Annotated in this window: 21 protein-coding genes; 6 read left to right on the forward strand and 15 right to left on the reverse strand. The window is 66.6% G+C overall.

Annotated elements, in window-relative coordinates:
* Window positions 1-128: 128 nt before the first annotated feature.
* The 6 genes from LC066_RS10250 to LC066_RS10275 all read left to right on the forward strand — a co-directional run bounded on the left by LC066_RS10250 (window position 129) and on the right by LC066_RS10275 (window position 7,403).
* Window positions 129-1,025, forward strand: a complete 897-nt coding sequence (locus tag LC066_RS10250) for a UTP--glucose-1-phosphate uridylyltransferase (protein WP_224898470.1) — start codon at window positions 129-131, stop codon at window positions 1,023-1,025.
* A 13-nt stretch (window positions 1,026-1,038) separates the two neighbouring features.
* Window positions 1,039-2,025, forward strand: coding sequence for a UDP-glucose 4-epimerase GalE (gene galE, locus LC066_RS10255; protein ID WP_224898472.1), 987 nt, complete (start codon window positions 1,039-1,041; stop codon window positions 2,023-2,025).
* A complete protein-coding gene (locus LC066_RS10260; protein WP_224898474.1) occupies window positions 2,022-3,068 on the forward strand; it encodes a glycosyltransferase family 2 protein in 1,047 nt (348 codons plus the stop codon). Before galE ends, LC066_RS10260 begins: the two co-directional genes overlap by 4 nt.
* A 158-nt stretch (window positions 3,069-3,226) precedes the next feature.
* A complete protein-coding gene (locus LC066_RS10265; protein WP_224898476.1) occupies window positions 3,227-4,237 on the forward strand; it encodes a glycosyltransferase family 2 protein in 1,011 nt (336 codons plus the stop codon).
* A gap of 46 nt (window positions 4,238-4,283) precedes the next feature.
* On the forward strand, window positions 4,284-5,987 hold the full coding sequence (locus tag LC066_RS10270) for a beta-1,6-N-acetylglucosaminyltransferase (protein WP_224898712.1): 1,704 nt from the start codon (window positions 4,284-4,286) through the stop codon (window positions 5,985-5,987).
* 6 nt (window positions 5,988-5,993) lie between these two features.
* Window positions 5,994-7,403 (forward strand): sulfotransferase family 2 domain-containing protein, encoded by a 1,410-nt coding sequence (locus LC066_RS10275; protein ID WP_224898478.1) that lies wholly within the window; start codon window positions 5,994-5,996, stop codon window positions 7,401-7,403.
* 72 nt (window positions 7,404-7,475) lie between these two features.
* Here the strand turns inward: LC066_RS10275 and LC066_RS10280 are convergent, their stop codons facing one another.
* The 15 genes from LC066_RS10280 to LC066_RS10350 form a co-directional block, all read right to left on the reverse strand.
* Window positions 7,476-7,940: a PTS sugar transporter subunit IIA gene (locus LC066_RS10280; protein WP_222475950.1), complete on the reverse strand. Its 465-nt coding sequence runs from the start codon at window positions 7,938-7,940 to the stop codon at window positions 7,476-7,478.
* A 57-nt stretch (window positions 7,941-7,997) separates the two neighbouring features.
* Window positions 7,998-8,567, reverse strand: a complete 570-nt coding sequence (gene hpf, locus LC066_RS10285) for a ribosome hibernation-promoting factor, HPF/YfiA family (RefSeq protein WP_085889602.1) — start codon at window positions 8,565-8,567, stop codon at window positions 7,998-8,000.
* Window positions 8,568-8,960: 393 nt separating this feature from the next.
* Window positions 8,961-9,719: an LPS export ABC transporter ATP-binding protein gene (gene lptB, locus LC066_RS10290; RefSeq protein WP_224898480.1), complete on the reverse strand. Its 759-nt coding sequence runs from the start codon at window positions 9,717-9,719 to the stop codon at window positions 8,961-8,963.
* Window positions 9,720-9,722: 3 nt separating this feature from the next.
* Window positions 9,723-10,256, reverse strand: coding sequence for an LptA/OstA family protein (locus LC066_RS10295; protein WP_222475952.1), 534 nt, complete (start codon window positions 10,254-10,256; stop codon window positions 9,723-9,725).
* A 5-nt stretch (window positions 10,257-10,261) separates the two neighbouring features.
* Entirely contained in the window at window positions 10,262-10,882 is a 621-nt protein-coding gene (gene lptC / locus LC066_RS10300; RefSeq protein WP_224898482.1) for an LPS export ABC transporter periplasmic protein LptC, read from the reverse strand.
* Between the two features lie 7 nt (window positions 10,883-10,889).
* On the reverse strand, window positions 10,890-11,504 hold the full coding sequence (locus LC066_RS10305; protein ID WP_224898484.1) for a ribonuclease D: 615 nt from the start codon (window positions 11,502-11,504) through the stop codon (window positions 10,890-10,892).
* Between the two features lie 128 nt (window positions 11,505-11,632).
* The gene (locus tag LC066_RS10310) at window positions 11,633-12,625 is read right to left on the reverse strand and encodes an ABC transporter ATP-binding protein (RefSeq protein WP_224898486.1); all 993 of its coding nucleotides are present in this window, start codon (window positions 12,623-12,625) and stop codon (window positions 11,633-11,635) included.
* Window positions 12,622-13,623, reverse strand: coding sequence for an ABC transporter ATP-binding protein (locus tag LC066_RS10315; RefSeq protein ID WP_224898488.1), 1,002 nt, complete (start codon window positions 13,621-13,623; stop codon window positions 12,622-12,624). The genes LC066_RS10310 and LC066_RS10315 overlap by 4 nt, the downstream gene beginning before the upstream one ends.
* Window positions 13,623-14,519, reverse strand: a complete 897-nt coding sequence (locus LC066_RS10320; protein WP_224898490.1) for an ABC transporter permease — start codon at window positions 14,517-14,519, stop codon at window positions 13,623-13,625. Before LC066_RS10320 ends, LC066_RS10315 begins: the two co-directional genes overlap by 1 nt.
* Complete coding sequence (locus tag LC066_RS10325; protein WP_224898492.1) at window positions 14,516-15,517, reverse strand: ABC transporter permease; 1,002 nt, start codon at window positions 15,515-15,517, stop codon at window positions 14,516-14,518. Before LC066_RS10325 ends, LC066_RS10320 begins: the two co-directional genes overlap by 4 nt.
* Window positions 15,518-15,599: 82 nt before the next feature.
* Window positions 15,600-17,165, reverse strand: a complete 1,566-nt coding sequence (locus LC066_RS10330) for an ABC transporter substrate-binding protein (protein WP_224898494.1) — start codon at window positions 17,163-17,165, stop codon at window positions 15,600-15,602.
* A 45-nt stretch (window positions 17,166-17,210) separates the two neighbouring features.
* Window positions 17,211-17,939 carry a sulfite exporter TauE/SafE family protein gene (locus LC066_RS10335; RefSeq protein WP_224898496.1) on the reverse strand — a complete coding sequence of 243 codons (729 nt, stop codon included), beginning with the start codon at window positions 17,937-17,939 and terminating at the stop codon, window positions 17,211-17,213.
* Window positions 17,939-19,429, reverse strand: a complete 1,491-nt coding sequence (locus LC066_RS10340) for an aldehyde dehydrogenase family protein (RefSeq protein WP_224898498.1) — start codon at window positions 19,427-19,429, stop codon at window positions 17,939-17,941. Before LC066_RS10340 ends, LC066_RS10335 begins: the two co-directional genes overlap by 1 nt.
* Before the next feature lie 114 nt (window positions 19,430-19,543).
* Window positions 19,544-20,482: a CobW family GTP-binding protein gene (locus tag LC066_RS10345; protein WP_224898500.1), complete on the reverse strand. Its 939-nt coding sequence runs from the start codon at window positions 20,480-20,482 to the stop codon at window positions 19,544-19,546.
* Window positions 20,479-22,200, reverse strand: coding sequence for an amidohydrolase (locus tag LC066_RS10350; protein WP_224898502.1), 1,722 nt, complete (start codon window positions 22,198-22,200; stop codon window positions 20,479-20,481). Before LC066_RS10350 ends, LC066_RS10345 begins: the two co-directional genes overlap by 4 nt.
* Between the last annotated feature and the right edge of the window lie 72 nt (window positions 22,201-22,272).

The following is a 22,272-nucleotide window of genomic DNA, read 5'->3' on the forward strand; positions in this document are numbered from 1 at the left end:
GAGGGTCACGGTGGTTGGTTTTAAGGTTTCAGACATCTAAGCTGGTCAGGCGTGAACTTGACCATAAATGTTTATCACGGTGCTCTCGTTTCGAGAGCGGCCGAACAGCAATAGATTGAGGGCTCACAGTGCAAAAAAAGGTCACGAAAGCGATTTTCCCGGTTGCCGGTCTGGGGACGCGGTTCCTGCCCGCCACCAAGTCGGTTCCGAAAGAGATCATGACCCTGGTCGACCGGCCGCTGATCCAATACGCGATCGACGAGGCGCGCGCCGCCGGGATCGAGGAATTCATCTTCGTCACCTCGCGCGGCAAGTCCGCCCTGGAGGATTATTTCGACCATAGCGCCGTGCTGGAGGCCGAGCTGGAGGCCAAGGGCAAGGACGACCTGCTTGAGGTGCTGAAATCCACCTACATGGAAAGCGGTCAGATCGCCTATATTCGCCAGCACAAGGCCCTGGGCCTCGGTCACGCGGTCTGGTGCGCGCGGCGCCTGCTGAACAAGGATGAGCCCTTTGCCGTCATCCTGCCCGATGACGTCATCGCCGCCGAGAAGCCCTGCCTGCAGCAGATGGTCGAGGCCTTCGAGGAGAAGCCCGCCTGCATGGTCGCCGCGATGGAAGTGGCAGCCGACAAGGCGAAGTCCTACGGCATCCTCGACGTGAAGGAAGACATGGGCAATGTCGTGTCGGTGAAGGGCATGGTCGAGAAGCCCGCGCCGGGCACCCAGCCGTCGAACCTGGCCGTGATCGGCCGCTACGTGCTGACGCCGCAGGTGATGGAAAACCTCAACCAGATGAAGAAAGGGGCCGGCGGCGAGGTGCAGCTGACCGATGCCATCGCCGATGAGATCGCGGCGGGCCGCGATGTGCACGGTTTCCGCTTCAACGGCCAGCGTTTCGACTGCGGCTCGAAGGCGGGCTTCCTGCAGGCCACCGTTTCCTTCGGTCTGCAGCGCGACGACCTGAAGGACGAGCTGATGGGCTATCTGCAGGACGTCGTCGTCAGCCAGCAGGCTGCAGAATAAGAAGGACGGATACGTGCAGGATCATGTCCTCGTCACCGGGGGTGCGGGCTATATCGGCTCGCACGCCTGCAAGGCGCTGAAGGCGGCGGGTTTCGTGCCCGTCACCTTCGATTCTCTCGTCACCGGCTGGCAGGACGCGGTGAAATTCGGCCCCTTCGAGAAAGGGGACCTGTTGGACCGCGCCCGCCTGGACGCGGTCTTTGCCCGCTATGAACCCGTTGCCGTGATGCATTTCGCCGCCCTCAGCCAGGTCGGCGAGTCGATGCAGGACCCCGGCCTTTACTGGCGCAACAACGTGCTGGGGTCGCTGAACCTGGTGGAGGCCGCGGTGGACGCGGGCTGCATGAACTTCGTCTTTTCCTCCACCTGCGCCACCTATGGCGAGCATGACAACGTCGTGCTGGACGAGGACACCCCGCAGTTGCCGATCAACGCCTACGGTGCCTCGAAGAAGGCGGTGGAGGAGATCCTGCGCAACTTCGGCGAAAGCCACGGGCTGCGGCACGTGATCTTCCGCTACTTCAACGTCGCGGGCGGGGATCCCGAGGCGGAGGTGGGCGAACATCACCGCCCCGAGACGCATCTGATCCCGATCATGCTGGAGGCGATCGACGGCACGCGCCCGGCGCTGACCATCTTCGGCACAGATTACGACACCCCCGACGGCACCTGCATCCGCGACTACGTGCATGTCTGCGACCTGGTCGATGCCCACGTCCTGGGCGTGAAGTGGCTGGAGGAGGGCAAGCGCAACCGCGTCTTCAACCTCGGGACGGGGTCCGGCTTCTCGGTGCGGGAGGTGATCGAACAGTCCCGCGCGGTGACCAACCGCGCCGTGCCCTATGATGAAGGCCCGCGTCGTCCCGGAGACTGCACCAAGCTGGTGTCGGGATCCGTGCGGGCGGAACGCGAACTGGGCTGGACACCGCAGCGCTCCACCCTCGATATTATGATCGAGGACGCATGGCGGTGGCACCAGACAGGACATTACGAGAAATGACCCCGGACGCGGGGGCCGGTGATGCCGGTCCCCCGCCCGCGCTGTCGCTTGGGCGACGGTATCGCCTGCGCCTGCTGCGGCGCCGGCTGCTTTATCGTGCACTGCGCGCGCGGCATCGTCTTCGGCCCGTCGCGGATCGCACGGAGGCCATCACCCCCGAGGCGGTGCTGGCCGTCACCTGCCTGCGCAACGAGGCGCTGCGGCTGCCGTTCTTCCTCGATCACTACCGCCGCCTGGGCGTCGATCATTTCCTGATCGTCGACAACGGCAGTGACGACGGCAGCGCGGCCCTGCTGGCGGATCAGCCCGATGTCTCGCTCTGGCAGACAGCGGACAGCTACCGCGACAGCCGCTTCGGCATGGACTGGCTGGGCTGGCTGCTGATGCGCCACGGGTCGGGTCACTGGTGCCTGACGGTGGATGCCGACGAGCTGCTGGTCTGGCCCGGGCATGAGGCGGAAGGGCTGGCCGTCCTGACCGCCCGGCTGGAGAGCGCGGGGCAGAGCGCCTTGGGCGCCCTGATGCTGGATCTCTATCCCGAAGGGCCGCTGGACGGCGTGGCCTACTGGCCCGGGCAGAACCCGGCGGAGGTGCTGACGGGCTTTGATCCCGGCCCCTACCGGGCCTGCTGGCAGCCCCGCCATGGCAATCTGTGGGTGCAGGGCGGGATGCGCGAACGGGTGTTCTTCGCCGAGACCCCGGCGCAGGGGCCGACCCTGAACAAGCTGCCGCTGGTGCGTTGGCACTGGCGCCAAGCTTACCTGAATTCCACCCATGCCCTTCTGCCCGCCAGCCTGAACGCGGCCTATCGCGGCCCCGCCGGTCCCGGCCCCTCGGGCGTGCTGCTGCACACGAAATTCCTGCCCGACAGCCCCGCGCGTGCCGCGGAGGAGCGGCAGCGGCAGCAACATTTCGGCGACCCGGCGGCCTTCGATCCCTACTACAGCGCCGTCAGCGCCGCGCCCGATGCCTGGCACGCGGGGACCTGCCGCTACACCGGCCCGGACCTGCTGGCGCAACTGGGCCTGATGCGCCGCGACTGACCGGCGCGTCGCCGCAGGGGCACATTCGCCCCCGTTCGGACCACTCGGCCCTTTCCGACAGTTCTGTTTTCATAGAGAAATAGATTGTAGACTGACCGGCACGGATCCGCCGGCAGGGGTGGTCCGAGGCAGAGGGCGCCCGGCGCAGGAGCAGTGGATTGGGCTGGTTCGAATCGTACAATCTGGGGCGGGAAAAGCGTTTCCTGCACTACAGGGCGCTGCGCAAGCGGCACCAGTTGACCGCCGTGGTCAACCGGACCCGGAAGATTCGCAAACGTCACATCCTGGCCTTCACCACCCTGCGCAACGAACGCATCCGCCTGCCGTATTTCCTGGAGTATTACCGCGACCTGGGGATCGACCATTTCCTCTTCGTGGACAACGACAGCGACGACGGATCGCGCGAATACCTGGCCGAGCAGGAGGACTGTTCGGTCTGGACGACCAGGGCCAGCTACCTGAAATCGCGTTTCGGCATGGACTGGATCAATTGGCTGCTGCTGCGCTACGCCCATGATCACTGGACGCTGACGGTCGATCCGGACGAATTCTTCGTCTACCCGTTCTGCGACACGCGCCCCCTGAACGCGCTGACCGACTGGCTGGACGCCTCAGAGATCCGCAGCTTCTCCGCCATGCTGCTGGATATGTACCCCAAGGGGCCGATCACCGCGGACCCCTACCGGGAGGGGCAGGACCCGCTGGAGATCGCCAGCTGGTTCGACGCGGGCAACTACACGATCAGCCGCAATTGGCGGAACGGCAACCTGTGGATCCAAGGCGGGCCGCGCATGCGGGTCTTCTTCGAGGATGACCCCTGGAAGGCGCCGGCGCTGAACAAGGTGCCGCTGGTGCGCTGGCACCGACGCTATGCCTTCGAGTCCTCCACCCATTCGCTGCTGCCGCGCGGGCTGAACCTCGTGTTCGACGAATGGGGGGGCGAAAAGGCCTCGGGCGTGCTGCTGCACACCAAGTTCCTCGATACCTTCACTGCCAAGGCGGCGGAGGAGCTGACCCGCGGCCAGCATTACGGCGACAGCCAGGAATACATCGCCTACCACCAGCGGCTGAAGGACGAGCCGGAGTTGTGGTGCAAGTGGTCGGAGAAATACATCAACTGGCGCCAGCTGGAGATCCTCGGGCTGATGTCGAAGGGAAACTGGGCCTGACCGGCCCGTGAAAGGAGAGAGCGGGGATTTGGGCGTCGGGATCGTGATGCTGGTCCATACGGCCCTGGGACGGGCCGAGCAGGTCGCGCGCCATTGGGCGGCGGCCGGATGCCCCGTGGTCATCCATGTCGACAAGAAGGTGCGCGACCGGGTCTATGACAAGTTCCGTGAGGCCCTGGCCGACGAGGAACTGATCCGGTTTTCCCCGCGCCACCTGTGCACCTGGGGCGCCTGGGGGATCGTCGCCGCGACCCAGGACGCGGCCGAAATGCTGCTGCGCGATTTCCCCGAGGCGCGCCACGTCTACCTGTCGTCGGGGTCCTGCCTGCCGCTGCGCCCGGTGGAAGAGCTGAAGCACTACCTGCGTGCCCGCCCCCATACCGATTTCATTGAAAGCGCCACCACGGCGGATGTGCCCTGGACCGTGGGCGGGCTGGACGAGGAGCGGTTCACCCTGCGCTTCCCCTTCTCCTGGAAGACGCAGCGCCGCGCCTTCGACTGGTACGTCGATTTCCAGCGCCGCGTCGGCTTCCGCCGGCGGATCCCGGCGGGCATCGTCCCGCATATGGGCAGCCAGTGGTGGTGCCTGACACGTCAGACCCTTCAGGCCATTCTGACCGATCCGCAAAGGGCGGAATACGACCGCTATTTCAGCAAGGTCTGGATCCCCGACGAAAGCTATTTCCAGACCCTGACGCGGAAGTATTCGTCCCATGTCGAAAGCCGCTCGCTGACCCTGTCGAAGTTCGATTTCCAGGGTAAGCCGCACATCTTCTACGACGATCACCTGCAATTGCTGCGTCGGTCGGATTGCTTCGTCGCGCGCAAGATCTGGCCCCATGCCAACCGCCTCTACCGCGCCTTCCTGACCGACCCGGCCGGCGCGATGAAGAAACGCGAGCCTAACCCCGGCAAGATCGACCGCATCTTTTCCAAGGCGGTGGAACGGCGCACGCGCGGGCGCGCGGGCCTGTACATGCAGTCGCGCTATCCCTGCGATGGCTGGGAAGGCGGGCTGACGGGCACCAAGTATTCCGTCTTCCAAGGCTTTGCCGAGCTATACGAGGACTTCGAGCCCTGGCTGGCGCGCACCACCGGCTGCCGCGTGCACGGGCAGATCTTCGGCCCCGGCGATGCGGCCTTCGCGGGCGGACAACCGGTGATCAACGGGGCACTGACGGCCAGCGCGACGCTGCGCGACTATGCCCCGCGCGACTTCCTGACCAACCTGCTGTGGAACACCCGGGGCGAGCGGCAGTGCTTCCAGTTCTCGCCGCGCGGCAACCAGGCGGTGACCTGGGACATGGCCAAGGACCTGAACGCGCAGATCAGCGTCATCTCCGGCGCCTGGGCGGTGCCGTTGTTCCGCGCAGACCGCCCCTTCAGCGAGATCCGCAAGGAAGCTGCGTGGCTGCAGAAGGTGGAGGCCGATTTCCTGCATGCGCTGCGGTCCCCCCATGCGAAGGCGCGGGTGCGGATCTGGACCATGGCGGAGTTCGTCGAGGCCCCGATGGAGCCGCTGCAGCTGATGATCGACGAGATGGGCGCCCGCACCGCGCGGCGCCTGTCGGAGGTGCCGCAGATGCGCGACCTGGACGGGTTCGGGCAGTTTCTGCAGGACCTGAAGAACCAGGGCATGCACCCCTACCTGATGGGCGATTTTCCGACCACCCCGGCGGAGGCCGTCCCGGCCACCGAGCCGGAGGAAAAGCCGCGCAAACCCCGCCGCCCCTACCTGGTACAGAAATAGGACGCCATGGCCCGCTTCGACTACTTCATCGTCTTCGCCGAGATGCGCACCGGGTCCAATTTCCTGGAGGCGAACCTGAACGCGCTGGATGGCGTCAGCTGTCTGGGCGAGGTCTTCAACCCCTATTTCATCGCCTATCCCAATGCCGAGGACTGTCTCGGGATCACTCAAGGCGCGCGCGACGCCGATCCGCTGGCGATGATCGAGGCGGTGCGCGCGGCGCCGGGTCTGAACGGCTTCCGCTTCTTCCACGACCATGACCAGAGGGTGCTGGACCTGGCCCTGGCCGACCCGCGCTGTGCCAAGATCGTGCTGACCCGCAATCCGGCCGAAAGCTATGTCAGCTGGAAGATCGCCCAGGCCACCGGCCAGTGGAAACTGACCGACGTGCGCCGCCGCAAGGAGGAGCAGGCCACCTTCGACGCCGAGGAGTTCGAGGCCCATCTTCAGGCGCTGCAGCAGTTCCAGATGCGGCTGATGTCGGTGCTGCAGGTGACGGGGCAGACGGCCTTCTACGTCGATTACGAGGACCTGCAATCGGTCGACGTGATGAACGGTCTGGCCGACTGGCTGGGCGTCGAGGCGCGGCTGGAGGGGCTGACCCAGAAACTGAAGGTGCAGAACCCCCAGGCCCTGTCGGAGAAGGTTGCGAACTTCGACCAGATGGAGGGGGTGCTCGCGCGGCTCGATCGGTTCAACCTGTCGCGCACCCCCAATTTCGAGCCGCGCCGGGGGCCACAGGTGCCGGGTTTCATCGCCGCGACCGAGGCGCCATTGCTTTACATGCCGGTGAAGGGCGGGCCGGACCGGCAGGTGGAACAGTGGCTGGCGGCGCTCGACGGGGGCAAGCCGCGCGACCTGACGCGCAAGATGTCCCAGAAGGAGCTGCGCCAGTGGCTGCGCGCCCGAACCGGGCACCGCAGCTTCACCGTGCTGCGTCATCCTCTGGCGCGGGCGCATGCGGTTTTCTGTGAGAAGATCCTGTCGGCCAAGTTCACCGAGATCCGCAAGATCCTGCGCCAGCGCTATTCCCTGCCGATCCCCGGCAAGCCCGATGGCGACTACAGCCTGGAACAGCACCGCGAGGCCTTTGGCCTGTTCCTCGATTTCCTGAAGGCCAACCTGGCGCAGCAGACGGGCCTGCGCATCGACCCCCATTGGGCCAGCCAGTCGGCGCTGCTGGAAGGGATGGCGCAGTTCGCCACCCCCGACCTGGTGCTGCGGGAAGAGGAGATGGCCGAGGATCTGACGCGCCTGGCCGCACGGCTGGGGATCGACGCGCCGCAGCCCGGCCCCGCGCCCGAGGATACGCCCTATACGCTGGCGCAGATCCACGATGCGGACCTGGAGGCGCGGGCGGCGGAGGCCTATCAGCGGGATTACATGATCTTCGGCTTCGGCCCCTGGGCGGGCTGAGGCGGGCAGGGGGCAGACACGAAAAACGGGGCCCGAAGGCCCCGCTGCGTGATCCGGTCCCTGCGCCTTGTGTCAGGCGGCGGCGACGTTCTGATCCGAGGTCAGGATCGCGTAGAGCGTCGAGGGATCGGGGTTGGCGCGCAACTTCTTGCACAGGCCCTGATCGCGCAGGCTGCGCGACACCAGTGCCAGCGCCTTGAGGTGTTCGACACCCGCGTCCTGCGGAGCAAACAGGGCAAATACCAGGTCCACCGGCTGACGATCAACCGCGTCGAAATCGACCGGCTTTTCCAGCATGATGAATCCGCCCTGAACGCTGTCCAGCCCGTCCAGCCGTGCATGGGGCAGGGCCACGCCATGGCCGACACCCGTCGGACCCAGCGATTCCCGTTCCTGCAGCGCCTCGACCACGCGGGACTGGTTCAACTGGAAGGCGGAATGCGCCAACTCGCCCACATCGTGCAGAAGACGTTTCTTGCTGGAGGCCGAGTTGATCACCTTGATCGCCTCGGGCTTCAGGATCTGTGACAGTTTCATGCTGCCTCGTGCTGTTTCGGGCGGTCCGACCCCGCGTGGCGGGGCCGGAGGCGGCCATCAGCTACGCGGGTCAATCCAACCAATGTTTCCATCATCGCGGCGGTAGACCACGTTCAGACCGTTCTTTCCCTCGTTGCGGAAGACCAGGACAGGCGCGCCGGCCAGCTCCATCTGCATCACGGCCTCGCCGACAGAGAGCGACGGGATCCGTGTTTCCATCTCCGCGACGATAATGGGCTGCAGGGTCTCGGGTTCCGAATCCTCGTTATCCTGATCCGAGGCGAGGATATACGAGGAGCCCTCGAGGATTTCAACCGGCGTGGCACGGGTTTTGTGATGGTCTTTCAACCGGCGCTTGTAGCGGCGCAGCTGCTTTTCCATCTTGTCGCAGCATTTCTCGAATGCCGCGTAGATCTCGGTCGAGACACCCCGCGCCTGGGCGGTCAGCCCGGTGGAGAGATGGACGGTCGTCTCGCAGACAAATTCATGGGCGTCCTTGGAAAAGGTCACGATCGCATCGGTGGGGCGCTCGGCATATTTCGCCACGGCGGTGTTGACGCCGTCCTTGACGTGAGTTTGCAGCGCATCGCCAATGTCGATCTGCTTTCCTGTGATCTTGTAACGCATTCCGTCTCCTCTCATGACAATTCGGGCGTCACCCGGGCGCGGCGGGGCCGCGGGGTGGGATCAGGCTCGAATGCTGCGGAAAAACGACAGGGCCGGCGACGAAATCTTCCGGGTCCCGCCGGGGCGGCACGCAAGGAACATTACGGCGTGAGTCAGACCTGTCATGGGTTCATTTGACGAGCAAAGGGACCGGGCTGTCAATGAAATCCGGTTCAAGAGCTTGCCAGGATCTTGCGCCGCAAAGCAGCGTAAACCAGCGCAGGAGCCGCTGGTTTTCCGCCGCTTGCGGGCCTGTCCCTTGTCACGTTGACGCTGCGCTGCGCGAGAACATGCCGCACTGCGGCGAGGGGCGGGAAAGATGCGTCAAAATGGCCCGCACGGGCCGGGCGGGGATCAGCCGATCCGGAAATTGTCGCCCAGGTAGACGCGGCGCACGTTGTCGTTCTCGACCACCTCGTCGGGGGTGCCCGACATCAGCACGGCGCCGTCGTGCAGGATATAGGCGCGGTCCACGATCTCCAGCGTTTCCCGCACGTTATGGTCGGTGATCAGCACCCCGATGCCGCGGGTCTTCAGGTCGGCCACCAGGTGCCGGATGTCGGCAACCGAGATCGGGTCGACCCCGGCGAAGGGTTCATCGAGCAGCAGGTACTTGGGTTCTGCCGCAAGGCAGCGGGCGATCTCCACCCGGCGGCGTTCCCCGCCCGACAGGGCCAGGGCGGGCGCGCGGCGCAGGTGTTCGATGGAAAACTCCGACAGCAGCTCTTCCAGCCGCTCGCGGCGCTTGTGCCGGTCCGAGTAGGTGATGTCGAGGATCGCGGCGATGTTGTCCTCGACGTTCATGCCGCGAAAGATCGACATTTCCTGCGGCAGGTAGCCGATGCCGAGGCGGGCACGGCGGTACATCGGCAGGCCGGTCACGTCGGTGCCGTCCAGCATCACCCGGCCGCCTTCGGGAATCACCAGGCCGGCGACGGAATAGAAGGTGGTCGTCTTGCCCGACCCGTTGGGACCAAGCAGGGCCACCACTTCGCCCCGGTCCAGGGTCATGGTCACGTCGCGGATCACCACGCGCTTCTTGTAGGCCTTGCGCAGGCCCTCGATCCGCAGGCCGTGCTGGCCGTCCGCGACTGTCAGTTCCGGGGTGGCCAAGTGTCAGTCCCCGTCCTGCGACAGGAAGGTGCGCACGCGGCCTTCCAGCTGGGCGGTGCCCGCGTCGACATCCACGCGCATCCGTTCGGAGGCGATGGTGCTGGGGCCACGCACCAGCAGGACGTCGCCCGACAGCACCAGCGCGCCGGAGGTCACGTCATAGTCGGCGCGTTCGGCCTCGGCGGCATCGTCGCCGCTGACCAGGGTGACCCCGCCAGAGGCCGCCAGGCTGGCGATCTGCGACTGGGTCTCGTTGTAGATCACTTCGACGCGGGCCGCCGACAGGCGCATGTTGTCCTGTTCGACCAGCACATTGCCCTCGAAGATGGCGGCGCCATCGTCCTGGCTGACCGACAGGGTTTCCGACTGCACCTCGATCGGGGCGGAGCTGTCGGCCTGGGTGCCGAAGGGCACCGTCGTCTCCTGGGCGATACCGGGCGCGGCCAGCAGAAGCACCAGGCCTGCGGCAGCGGCCAGGGGACGGGCGAAGGCCCGGCCGCGACGCGGGGTTGGGGCGTGGGTCTGGACGCGGGGCACAGGGGTTACTCCTCGGTTGGTCCGGGGGTGGATCCCGGATCGTATATCAGCTTCACGCCAGCGGTGAAAACCATATAGACCTTGCCGGTCTCGGGATCCGTACTCAGCCGCATGCGGCCGGCGGTGAAGGTGCCGGGCGGGCCTTCGGCGCGGATCTCGCCCTCGGTCTCGGCGCGGGTCTGGCGCATGCCGATGGCCAGGGCCTCCGTCTCCACGCGGTAGCCGGTGGAGGAGGTGATCTCCACCCCGCCGCGCAGGGTGGCGGTATCGGCGGGCTGGTCGATCTGGCCGGTTTCGGCGCGGACAGCCACGCTGCCACCGCTGGCAAAGTCGATCTCGGCCGCCAGGTCATTGGCGTCCAGGCGGTTCCCGTCGCGGGGCAGGGCGCTTTCGGCGGTGAAGGCGATCATGTCGCCTTCCTCGGTGGCGCCGGCAAAGCTGGGCTTGGTCACCCGTTCGCTGCGGGCGCTGTCGCGCAGGTCGACGGTGGAATAGGGGATCTCCGCCAGCGGGTCGATGCTTCGCGAGATCAGGAAGAGCGTCGACAGGATCGCCATGGCCGCCAGCGGCAGCACGATCTTCAGCCAGCTGATCAGCCGGGTGCGGGAGGACTCGCTCAGCGCCATCTGACCCTCAGGAATGGGCGAAGATGTCGATCTCGGGCCAGCCCGCGAGGTCGAGTTTGGCCCGGGTGGGCAGGAAGTCGAAACAGGCCTGGGCGACCTCGGTCCGGTCCTCGCGCGCCAGCCGTTCGTCCAGCTTTTCGCGCAGGCGGTGCAGGTAGAGGACATCCGAGGCGGCATAGTCCAGTTGCGCCGGCGTCAGCTCCGCCGCGCCCCAGTCCGACATCTGCTGCTGCTTGGAAATGTCGACGCCGATCAGTTCCTGGGTCAGGTTCTTCAGCCCGTGGCGGTCGGTGTAGGTGCGCACCAGGCGGCTGGCGATCTTGGTGCAGTAGACCGGCGCGGCCAGGGCGCCGAAGGCCTTGAACATCGCGGCGATGTCGAACCGGCCGTAGTGGAACAGCTTCAGCACCTTCGGATCTTCCAGCATGCGGCAGAGGTTCGGCGCCTCGGTCTGGCCCTTCGCGACCTGCACGATATGCGCGTTGCCGTCGCCGCCCGACATCTGGATAACGCAAAGCCGGTCGCGATGCGGGTTCAGCCCCATGGTTTCACAGTCGATGGCCACCACCGGGCCGAGGTCCAGCCCGTCGGGCAGGTCGTTCTTGTAAAGGTGGTTGGTCACGGGGGCGGCTCCCTGAAAATCTGGAAATGACTTAGGGCGTCGGGGCCGTGGATGCAAATGAAGCTTGGGGAAAAGGCGTGGGGCCGGGCGGTGCGGCCCGGCCCCCCTGTGCGGGTTTGCACAGCGCCTCAGGCGGCGTGGGCGGCCAGTTCCGGCAGCGGCGGCGTCAGCTCGCCCGCGTAGTGGCAGGCGACCTTGTGCCCCTCGGCGAAGGTCTTCACCGGCGGCTTCTCGGCCCGGCAGGTGTCGGTGGCGAAGGGGCAGCGCCCGGCAAACCGGCAGCCCTTCGGCGGGTTGATGGGCGAGGGCGGCTCGCCGGTCACGGTGAACCGATCGGTCGAGGGCGTGGTGTCGTCGGGTGACAGGGCCGCGGCCATCAGGGACCAGGTGTAGGGGTGTTTGGCACTGGCAAACAGCTCCTGCGTGGGGGCGGTCTCGACGAACTCCCCCAGATACATCACCGCCACATGGGTGCACAGGTGCTGCACCACCGCCAGGTCGTGGGAGATGAAGACATAGGTCAGGTGCTTCTCGATCTGCAGTTTCTTCAGCAGGTTCAAGATCTGCGCCTGGATCGCCACGTCGAGGGCCGAGACCGGCTCGTCGCAGACGATCAGCCGGGGCTCTGTCACCATGGCTCGCGCGATGCACAGTCGCTGCCGCTGCCCGCCGGAGAACTGGTGCGGGAAGAGGCGCTTGGCGTCGGGGTGCAGACCCACGGCGCGAAACATCTCATCCACCCGTTTGTCCCGGCCCCGGGCCGGGCCGAGGCCCATCAGGTCAAGCGGTTCGCGCACTGCCTGACCCGCCCGCAGGCGGGGGTTGAGCGAGGAATAGGGATCCTGGAACACCATCTGCAGCATGTGTCGGAGGGTGCGCAGGGCCTCGCCCTCCAGCGCGCCCAGATCGTGCTTGTCCAGCTTGATACTGCCCGCCACCGGATCGACCAGCCGCATCAGCGCCTGCGCCGTGGTGGACTTGCCCGAGCCGCTTTCGCCGACGATGCCGAAGCTGTCGCCCTCGTTGACCTGGAAACTGACGCCATCGACGGCATGGACGGAGCTGCCATTTGCCAGGGGGAAGTGGACCTTCAGGTCCTTCACGTCGAGGAGGGGTTTCATGCGACCTGCTCCATCTTGTTGGTGTGCCAGCACAGGGCGGAATGGTCGGGGCCGGTGGGCACCACGGGCGGGGCCTCGGCGTGGCAGCGGGCATCGGCCAGGGCACAGCGCGGGGCAAAGCGGCAGGCCTTGGGGAAACGACCCAGGGGCGGCACCATGCCGGGGATCTCGCCCAGCCCTTCCTCGGCGGCGCTGGCCGCAGCCGCGCCGAGGCGCAGGCGCGGGGTGCAGGCCATCAGGCCGCGCGTGTAGGGGTGCGAGGGATTGCTGAGGATTTCGCGAACCGGGCCGCTTTCGACGCATTTGCCTGCGTAGAGCACGGCGACCTCATCGGCCATTTCCGCCACCGCGCCCAGGTCGTGGGTGATCAGCATGATCGCGGTTTCGGTCTGGTCCTGCAATTCGCGCAGCAGGCGGAAGATCTGCGCCTGCACGGTCACGTCCAGCGCCGTGGTGGGTTCGTCCGCGATGATCACCTTGGGCCGACAGGCCAGCGCAATGGCGATCATCACCCGCTGGCGCATCCCGCCCGACAGCTCATGCGGATAGGCGGCCAGCCGGTCTTCGGGCGAGGGGATCTGGACGGCGCGCAGCATTTCCAGCGCGATCTCGCGCGCCTCGGCGCCGGTCTTGCCCTGGTGCAGCTCCACCACCTCGGCGATCTGGCGTTCCACGGTCAGCACCGGGTTCAGGGCCGTCATCGGCTCCTGGAAGATCATCGAGATCGCGTTGCCGCGCAACTCGCGCATGCGGGCGGGTTTGGCGGCCAGAAGGTCCTCGCCCATCAGTTTGATCGACCCGCCGGAGACGGCGAACCGGTCGGGCAGCAGGCCCATGGTCGACAGCGCCGTCATAGACTTGCCGCAGCCTGACTCGCCCACCACGCCAAGGGTCTTGCCGGGGGTGAGTTTCAGTGACACGCCATCCAGCACCGAATGCACCTGGCGGCCGGTGTCCACGCCGACCTTCAGGTCGGTGATTTCCAGAACGGGATCCATCAGCGCCTCCGCAGTTTGGGGTTGAGGGCGTCGTTGATGCCGTCGCCGACAAGGCTGATCGCCAGCACGGTGATGAAGATCGCCACACCGGGCAGGGTCACCGTCCACCAGGCGTCCAGCAGGTAGTTCCGGTTCTGGCCGATGATCAGGCCCCAGGACATGGTGTTGGGATCCCCCAGCCCCAGAAAGGACATGCCGGCCTCGAAGAGGATCGCAGCGCCGACTGCCAGGCCCGCGGCCACCACCAGCGGCGGCAGGGCGGCGGGCAGGATGACGCGGAAGATCAGATAGGCATCGCGGGCGCCTGCGGTGCGGGCGGCCTGTACGTAGTCGAGTTTCCGGATCTTCATGAACTCGGCCCGGGCCAGGCGGGCGACCTGCGGCCAGCTGACCGCGCCGATGGCGAGGGTGATCGTCACCAGCGTCGCGCCGAAGATCGTCACCAGCACCATGGCGAGCAGCAGGGTCGGCAGGATCTGGAAGAACTCGGTCACCTTCATCAGCGCCGCGTCGATCCAGCCGCCGAAGTACCCGGCGAGCGATCCGATCAGGATGCCGATCACCACCGAGATCACGGCAGCGGCAGCCCCCACGGCCAGCGTGGCGCGGCCCCCTTCGATGATCCCGGCCAGCATGTCGCGGCCCAGGTAATCGGTGCCCAGGGGCGCATATTCTCCGCCCGGCGCGACGAAGGGCATGTCGACCATGGAATAGGGATCCACGTCGTAGAAGACCGGGCCGAGGAAGGTGGTGCCCAGCACCAGCGCCAGCAGGATCAGCCCGATGATCGCGGACTGGTTGCGGGCGAAGGCGCGCAGGAACTCCAGCGCCGGATGCGCGGGTTTCGGCCCCGTGGCCTCGGGCGCGGCGGTGGGGGCGGAGGTCGTCTCCGTCATTGGGCCGCTCCTTTGGGTTTCGGGGCCTTGCGGCGCGACCCACCGATGCGGGGGTCGATCTTTCCATAGGCCAGGTCGGTCAAGATGTTGGCGACCATCACCAGGATGGCCGAGAAGAAGAGGATCGCCAGGATCGTGGGATAGTCGCGGCGCAGGATGGATTCGTAGGCCAGCCGCCCCAGGCCCGGCCAGTTGAACACCGTTTCCACCAGCACGGCGCCGGCGAACAGCTGACCGAACTGCAGACCCACCATGGTGACCACGGGGATCAGCCCGTTGCGCAGCGCATGGCCGAAGATCACCCGGCGTTCGTTCAGCCCCTTGGCCCGCGCGGTGCGGATGTAGTCGGACCCCAGCACGTCCAGCATCGAGGCGCGCGAGAGACGCGAATAGGTGGCGATATAGATCGAGGCCAGGGTCACCGAGGGCAGCACCAGATGGTGCAGCACATCCAGGACGGCGCCGATCCAGGTCTCGGAGCCGCGCACGTTCTGCATCCCCGAGACCGGGAAGATCGGAAAGACCGAGGCGAAGAGGATCAGCAGCATCAGCCCGGTCCAGAAGACCGGCGCGGCATAGCCCACGAGGGAGAAGATGGTGACGAAATGCGACAGCAGACCTTTCGGTTTGCGCGCGGAATAGATCCCCATCAGCGTACCCACGACCACGGCGATCATCAGCGAGGACACGACCAGCAGGATGGTGGCGGGCAGCCGTTGCAGGATCAGGCCCAGCACCGGCTGGTTGAAGTAGTAGGAATAGCCGAAATCGCCGGTGACGACCTTCGACAGGTAGAGGCCAAGCTGCACGATGACCGGCTTGTCCAGACCGTATTCGGCGCGCAGCCGGGCGATCAGCTCTTCCGAGGCGCCGCCCATCTCGCCGACGATGACCTCGACGGGATCACCCGGCGCCATCTGGATCAGCAGGAAGTTCAGCACCAGCACCGCGACCAGCAGGCCGATGGCGGAGGCAAGGCGTTTGACGAGGGGAGGCATGAAAGCACCTCTGGCAGGGGAGAAGGCTGAGGGAGGCACCCGGCCCGCGGGGGAGCAGTCGCGGACCGGGCAGGGAGCGGGCTTATTCAGTCCACTCGACTTCGTCCCAGGGCGACACGGCGCCCCAGATGGTCTGCGGCAGCCCGGTCAGGCTGTCGTTGTAGGCGGTGTAGAAGGGCACTTCGTTGATGAAGAGGATCGGCGCATCGGCCACGACGATCTGCTGGAACTCCTTGTAGAGCTCCGCCCGGGCCTCCGGGTCGGTTTCCACGGCGGCCTGTTCCAGCAAGGCGTCCACCTCCGGGTTGGAATACTGCTGGGTGTTGGACCAGATCACGCCCTCGCGGATGTTCGAGGTCAGGTAGGTGCGGTGCACCCCGATCACCGGGTCGCCCCAGTTGTAGACGCTGTCCTCGGTCATGTCGAAATCGTAGGACGCGATGCGCTGAGCCCAGGTGGGGAAGTCCGGCGCGGTGCGCACCTCGACCTCGATGCCCAGGGGCCGCAGCTGGGTGCGCATGTATTCCGCCATGTTGCGGCCCATCTCGGCCATGCCGGGGATGAAGTCCATCGTGGCGGTGAAACGCACGCCGTCGGCGTCGGGGGCCAGGCCGGCCTCATCCAGAAGGGCGGCGGCCTTCTCCAGGTCGAAGTCGTAGGTTTCCACCTCGTCGGTGGCCATGGGCGAGGTCGCGGTGATCGGCCCGACGGAGGTCTTGGCCACGCCACCCAGCAGACGTTCCAGAATGAAGTCCTTGTTCATCGCATAGCCGATGGCCTGACGCACGCGCACGTCGTCGAAGGGCGGCTTCTGGGTGTTGAAGGCGATCCAGTTCAGCGGACCGACGGCATCGTAACCGTCATCCGAAACGCTGACGCCATCGGCCTTTTCCAGGCGCTGTACGTCGCGGATGGCGGACATGAAGGGCACCATGTCGACGTCGCCGCGTTCGGCCGAGAGGGTCAGGTTGGCCTGGTCGCCGATGATCTGCACGATCACCTCGTCCATCTTCGGCAGGCCGTCGAGGAAGAAGTCCTCGTTCTTCTCCAGCCGGTAGAAATCCCCCTGCTGGTACTCGACGAACTTGAACGGACCCGATCCGACGGGCGACAGGTTGGCCGGGTTTTCCTGGATGTTGCCCTCGCCGTAGACGTGTTCGGGGATGATCGGCATCAGCGCGGGCGACATGGCCAGCATCAGCGCCGGGTGCGGGTTGGCGAGGTGGATCACCACGGTCAGGTCATCGGGGGTCTCGACCTCGGTCACCGGGGCCAGCATCGTCTGGAACGGGTGGTTTTCCTTGATCGTCTCGATCGAGAATTTCACGTCGGCGGAGGTCAGCGGCTCGCCATCGTGGAAGGTCACGCCGTCGCGCAGGTTCAGGGTGACCGTCAGGCCATCTTCGGAGGTTTCCCAGCTTTCGGCCAGGTAGGGTTCGGGGTTCCACTCGGCATCGTATTTCAGCGGCGAGGCGAAGACCTGCGCGGTGGCCATGAAGGTGGCGATGCCGGACTGGATGGCGCCGTTGAAATGGCGCGGGGTCTGGGTGGTGCCGACGACCAGCGTGTCGGCGACGGCCGGGGTGAAACCGGCGCTCAGGCCCAGGGCGAGGGCCCCGGCGAGAGTGGATGTCTTGAAGAGTTTCATGACTGCGTTCCTGTTGGGAGAGATTTGTTATTTGGTTTCTTGGTTTTAGAGAAGACCCCCGATCCCGCGCAGGGCGGTCACGGCGGCGGTGATACCCAGCAGGCCGATGGCGGCCATCCGGTATCCGCCCTCGCCCAGCCGGGCGAAGGCACGGCCCCCCGCCCAGGTGCCGACCAGCAGGGCGGGCAGGGCGATCAGGGCCTGGGTGAAGACCTGCACGTCGATCTTCTGCGCAAGCCACAGCCCCGGAAGGGCCATCAGGGAGGTCAGGAAGAAGAACACCATGGCCGAGGCGCGGGTGTTCTTCGCGGGCGTGTCGGTTCCCAGGAAATAGGCGATGGCGGGCGGTCCGGGCATGGCGGCGAGGCCCGAGAAGACCCCGGCGGTCAGACCTGCGCCGATGGCCGGGCCGGGTCCGCTGGGCAGGCGGATCTTCAGCAGCAGGGCAGCCAGGCCGATGGCCACGATCACCGCCAGCACCACGCGCATCACGTCCGGCGACAGCTGTGTCAGCCCCCAGAGGCCGAGGGGCGTGCCGACCACCGCGCCGATCGCCATGATCCCCAGCGTGCGGTACATCACCAGCCCCCGGGTGCTGAGGATGTCGCGCAGCCCCACCATGCATTGCAGCAGGATGGCGATGGTCACCGCGCGGGCAGGTGGCAGGAAGAGGCTGAGCGCCGGCACGGCCGCCAGGGCAAAGCCGAAGCCCGTCAGCCCCCGCAGGACCGCGGCGGCGAAGGTCGCCGCGCATATGAGGGCGTAGACCTCCATCAGTCGAAGTTCATCACGATGGTCTTCGAGCGGGTGAAATGGGCCAGCATCGCCTCAAGCGAGGCTTCCTTGCCCAGGCCCGAACGGCCGAAGCCGCCGTAGGACACGTTGGGCTGGATCGTCAGGTTCTGGTTCACCTGCACATAGCCCGCGTTCAGCCGCGCCGTGCTGTCCAGCGCCACCGACAGGGATTTCGTCCAGACCGAGGCCGCCAGCCCGTAGTGGGTGGCATTGGCCTTGGCGATTACGTCCTCGTAGTCGTCCCAGGCGGCGATGAAGGCGACGGGGCCGAAGATCTCGTTCATCACGCAGGGATGATCCTCGGGCAGGTCCAGCAGCAGGGTTGGCTGCATGAACAGCTCCGGCGCCAGCTCCGCGCCCTCGGGCGCGGTGCCGCAGCGGATGACCTTCGCGCCCGGGGTCGCCTCGGCCTGGGCCACGTAGTCGTTGATCACCTTGGCCTGTTTGGCGTTGATGATCGTGCCCACATCCGTGGCCTCGTCCAGCGGGTCACCGATCACCAGCTGGTCCAGCTCGGCGGTCAGTTTCTCCATGAAGGCGTCCATCAGCGAGGCATGGACGTAGATGCGCGAGGCGGCGGTGCAGCTCTGCCCCTGACGGGTGAAGCGCATGCCGGAGATCGCCCCCGCGACGGTCTTGTCGAGGTCGGCATCCTCGCAGATGATCATCGGGGACTTGCCGCCCAGTTCCAGGCTGACCGGGATGATCTTCTTGGCGGCGGCCTCATAGACCGTCTGGCCCACGGCCTCGGAGCCGGTGAAGGTGATCTTGGCGACCTTGGGGTGTTCGCACAGCGGCGCGCCACAGGCCGGGCCGGTGCCGTTGATGACGTTGACCACGCCGGCGGGCAGGTGGCGCGACAGGATCTCGATCATCGCATAGGTGGCATAGGGCGCCTCTTCCGAGGCCTTCACGACCACGGTGTTGCCCGCCACCAGCGCCGGCGCGATCTTCAGCATCATCAGCACCAGGGGCACGTTCCACGGCAGGATCGCGCCCACCACGCCCAGCGGTTCGCGGGTGGTCATGGTCAGGGAGCGAGGGTGGAAGGGCACCGTCTCGCCCTTCAGCTCGGAGCCCAGGCCGGAATAGAATTCCAGGATGTCGATGGCGGTCTTCACCTCGCCCCGGCATTCGGTGCGGATGGCCTTGCCGGTTTCGCGCGCCAGGGCCTGGGCGATCACCTCGGCCTCTGCCGTCATGGCGCGGGCGGCGGCGCCGACCAGCTTGCCCCGCTCACGTGCCGGCACCTGGGTCCAGCCGGGGAAGGCCGCGGCGGCCACCTCGACGGCGGCGGCGGTTTCCTCGGCCGAAGACGCGGCGGCCTGGCCTATCTCGGCCCCGGTGGCGGGGTTCATCACCGCCAGGGTGGCGGCGGTGGCGCGTTTCTCGCCGCCCACCAGGTTCACACCGGCGTAGGAGGCGATCAGTGCCTCGGGATCCTGGGGCAGAAGGGGTGTCTCGGTCATTCTTTCGTTGTCCTTGGGTCATCTGCCCCCGGCTTGGGCCAGAGGGCGGCATTGCATGGGTCCACGCGGGGCGGAAATGAAAACCGGATCGGGCCAGAGGCGCAGTCCGGGAGGTTATTGTCCTGCTTTCAGGGGGTTGCCAGAGAGCATCTCGGTCAGGTCCAGATCGGGCTGGGTGCCGATGCCGACCAGGTGCGTGCCTGTTTCCTGTGCATCTGAACCGGGGGTCAGCTCCCACCGACCGGCCACCCATTGCAGCAGGGCGGGGCCTTCGCCGGCGATCTCCACCCAGCCCTTCAGCCGCAGCAGATCGGCGGGCAGGGCGGCCAGCGCGGCCTCCAGCGCGGGGCGGGGCAGGGGGCCGGTGTCGACCCGGTAGCGGTGGAAGACATGGTCATGGGCCATCGGATCGCCCTGCGGGGCCGACAGCAGCGACAGGGTGGAGCCGGCCAGCAGCTCCATCGGCAGGGCGGCGCGGGTGGTTTCGGCCACGGTCTTGCCCGGTGCGAGGCGGCGCAGGGCGGCGCGGGCCTCGGTAAGGCGGGCGTCACCGGCGGCATCCACGTGGTTCAGCACCACCAGGTCGGCGCCGTCGAACTGGCGCGCCACGGTGTCGCCAATCAGCGGGTCATCAAGCTGCGCCGCCAGCTCCACCGCGTTGGCCATGGTCACCACCATGTCCAGTTTCAGCCCGCGTTCCAGCAGGGCGAATTCGGCCACGCGGCGCGGTTCGCCCACGCCCGAGGCCTCGATCAGGATCTCGTCCGGGCCCTTTTCCATCGCCGCGACCAGGGCCGGGCCGATACCCTCGGCCATCGAACAGCAGATGCAGCCGCCCGACAGCTCCAGCGTCAGCCCGTCGTCCGAGCGGATCAGCGCGGCATCCACGTTGATGTCGCCAAAATCGTTGACCAGCACGGCGATGCGGGTGGTGGCGGCGCCCAGGATCCGGTTGACCAGCGTGGTCTTGCCGGAGCCGAGGAAGCCACCGATCACGGTGACCGGGATCAGGCCGGGCGCGGGCCGGGCGGCGACGTTCAGGGGTGGCGTCATGCGGGCACCGGTGCGTCGGGGATCGTGACATCGGGCACCGGCGCCTGGTCGGCGGGGATCGCGCTTTCGTACCACTGGCCCGCGCTGATGGTGCCCAGCACACGCACCTCGCGCAGTTTCATCGGCTCCACCTCGGCGGGGTCGCTGTCCAGCACGGCGAAATCGGCGAACTTGCCGACCTCGATCGAACCCACCAGGTGATCGAGTTTCAGCTGGTAGGCGGCGCCGATGGTGATCGCCTTCAGCGCCTCCTCGACGGGCAGGCATTCCTCCGGCCCCATGATGCGGCCCTCGCTGGTCAGCCGGTTGACGGCGCACCAGGCGGTAAACAGCGGGTTCAGCGGCGTTACCGGCACGTCGCAATGGACCGAGAACTGCACCCCTTCGGCCAGGGCCGTGCCGCAGGCATCCATGCGCCGCGCCTTGTCGGGTCCCATGGTCAGCGCATAGTGCTGTTCGCCCCAGTAGAAGATGTGGTTGGCAAAGAGGTTGGCCGACAGGCCAAGCGCCTTCATCCGCCGGAACTGCGCCCGGTCGGCCATCTGGCAGTGCTGCAACACGTGGCGATGGTCCGGACGCGGCGCCTTGGTCAGCGCCTCTTCCATCACGTCGATCACGAACTCGGACGCCTGGTCGCCGTTGACGTGGCAATGCATCTGCATGCCGGCCTCGTGGTAGGCCAGGATCATCGCCTTCAGCTGCGCCGGCGGCACGTTCCATAGCCCGTTCGGCGCCCCGTTGTGATAGCCCGGCCATTTCAGTCGTCCGGTGAAGCCCTGGATGGAGCCGTCGGTCATGATCTTCACCAGCCCCATGTAGAGCCGGTCATTGCCCTGTGTCTTCAGCTCGGTCGCGCGGGCGATGCCCTCGTCCAGCGCCCACTGGATGGCGCCCAGGGCGGGCACGATGCGGATGGGGAAGTCCGCCTCTTTTGTGACGGCCAGGAAGGCGGCCAGCGAGTCGTCGTTCAAGCGCTGGTGCAGGTCGGTGGTGGTGGTGACCCCGGCGTTGACGGAGGCGCGGCCATAGGTGCGCAGGGTGTCGGCATCGACATCGCGCACCGCCATCGCCTCGCCCACCACGCGGGCGGCCATGTTCATCGCCGCCATCTCCTGCAGTTCGCCCGTCTCGACGCCCTCAGCGTCGCGCAGGATGCCCTCGACGTTGCTCTGGCCCAGCATGTTGCCGCGTTCCATCACCGGCGTGTTCACGTTCAGCAGGTGCAGCGAGGCATGCATGATGACGATCGGACGGGTGGCGGAAACGGCATCCAGGTGTTTGCGTGTCATCCGTTCGCTGTAGTAGATCGGGTCGAACCCCCAGGCGACCAGCGCCTGGTCGGGATCGGTCAGCTTCGCCTCTTCTTCCTTCAGCCGCTCGACCACCGCCTCGATGCTTTTCAGCCCGCCCTCGACATGGCCATCGGGCGCCGTGCGCTTGAAGTAGCCCAGGAACAGGTTGTTCCACAGCGAGCCTTCCATCGTGTGCCCATGGGCCTCGACGAAGCCGGGCATCAGGATGCGTTCCGCGAAACGCTCATCCAGGGTGCAGTCCCAGGTCGCCTGCCAGGCGGCGCAATCACTGGCATCACCCACGGCCAGGATGCGGCCGTCGCGCACCGCCACATGGGTGGCCAGTGGACGGTTGGGGTTCATGGTGCGGATGCGGGCCGCCTTGAAGATGGTCACGGCGGAGGATGTCGCGGGTGAGGAGGTCATGGGGGGAGAGTCCTGTTGGTCGATTTTTCCCGCAGCCTAGGCAGGGGGCGGCGCGCCAGACAGGTCCAGCCC

Origin of the sequence: Pseudooceanicola marinus, from assembly GCF_020177265.1 — a bacterium.
Lineage (GTDB): Bacteria > Pseudomonadota > Alphaproteobacteria > Rhodobacterales > Rhodobacteraceae > Pseudooceanicola > Pseudooceanicola marinus_A.

Bases quoted from the DNA above. Each gene is read 5' to 3' on its own strand.
- LC066_RS10270 (WP_224898712.1), top strand. From the start codon at position 4,284: ATGCTGGTCCATACGGCCCTGGGACGGGCCGAGCAGGTCGCGCGCCAT.
- LC066_RS10280 (WP_222475950.1), bottom strand. From the start codon at position 7,940: ATGAAACTGTCACAGATCCTGAAGCCCGAGGCGATCAAGGTGATCAAC.
- LC066_RS10315 (WP_224898488.1), bottom strand. From the start codon at position 13,623: ATGGATCCCGTTCTGGAAATCACCGACCTGAAGGTCGGCGTGGACACC.
- LC066_RS10310 (WP_224898486.1), bottom strand. From the start codon at position 12,625: ATGAAACCCCTCCTCGACGTGAAGGACCTGAAGGTCCACTTCCCCCTG.
- LC066_RS10330 (WP_224898494.1), bottom strand. From the start codon at position 17,165: ATGAAACTCTTCAAGACATCCACTCTCGCCGGGGCCCTCGCCCTGGGC.
- LC066_RS10275 (WP_224898478.1), top strand. From the start codon at position 5,994: ATGGCCCGCTTCGACTACTTCATCGTCTTCGCCGAGATGCGCACCGGG.
- hpf (WP_085889602.1), bottom strand. From the start codon at position 8,567: ATGCGTTACAAGATCACAGGAAAGCAGATCGACATTGGCGATGCGCTG.
- LC066_RS10335 (WP_224898496.1), bottom strand. From the start codon at position 17,939: ATGGAGGTCTACGCCCTCATATGCGCGGCGACCTTCGCCGCCGCGGTC.
- LC066_RS10260 (WP_224898474.1), top strand. From the start codon at position 2,022: ATGACCCCGGACGCGGGGGCCGGTGATGCCGGTCCCCCGCCCGCGCTG.
- LC066_RS10320 (WP_224898490.1), bottom strand. From the start codon at position 14,519: ATGACGGAGACGACCTCCGCCCCCACCGCCGCGCCCGAGGCCACGGGG.
- LC066_RS10345 (WP_224898500.1), bottom strand. From the start codon at position 20,482: ATGACGCCACCCCTGAACGTCGCCGCCCGGCCCGCGCCCGGCCTGATC.
- LC066_RS10350 (WP_224898502.1), bottom strand. From the start codon at position 22,200: ATGACCTCCTCACCCGCGACATCCTCCGCCGTGACCATCTTCAAGGCG.
- lptC (WP_224898482.1), bottom strand. From the start codon at position 10,882: ATGGCGCTGAGCGAGTCCTCCCGCACCCGGCTGATCAGCTGGCTGAAG.
- LC066_RS10340 (WP_224898498.1), bottom strand. From the start codon at position 19,429: ATGACCGAGACACCCCTTCTGCCCCAGGATCCCGAGGCACTGATCGCC.
- LC066_RS10325 (WP_224898492.1), bottom strand. From the start codon at position 15,517: ATGCCTCCCCTCGTCAAACGCCTTGCCTCCGCCATCGGCCTGCTGGTC.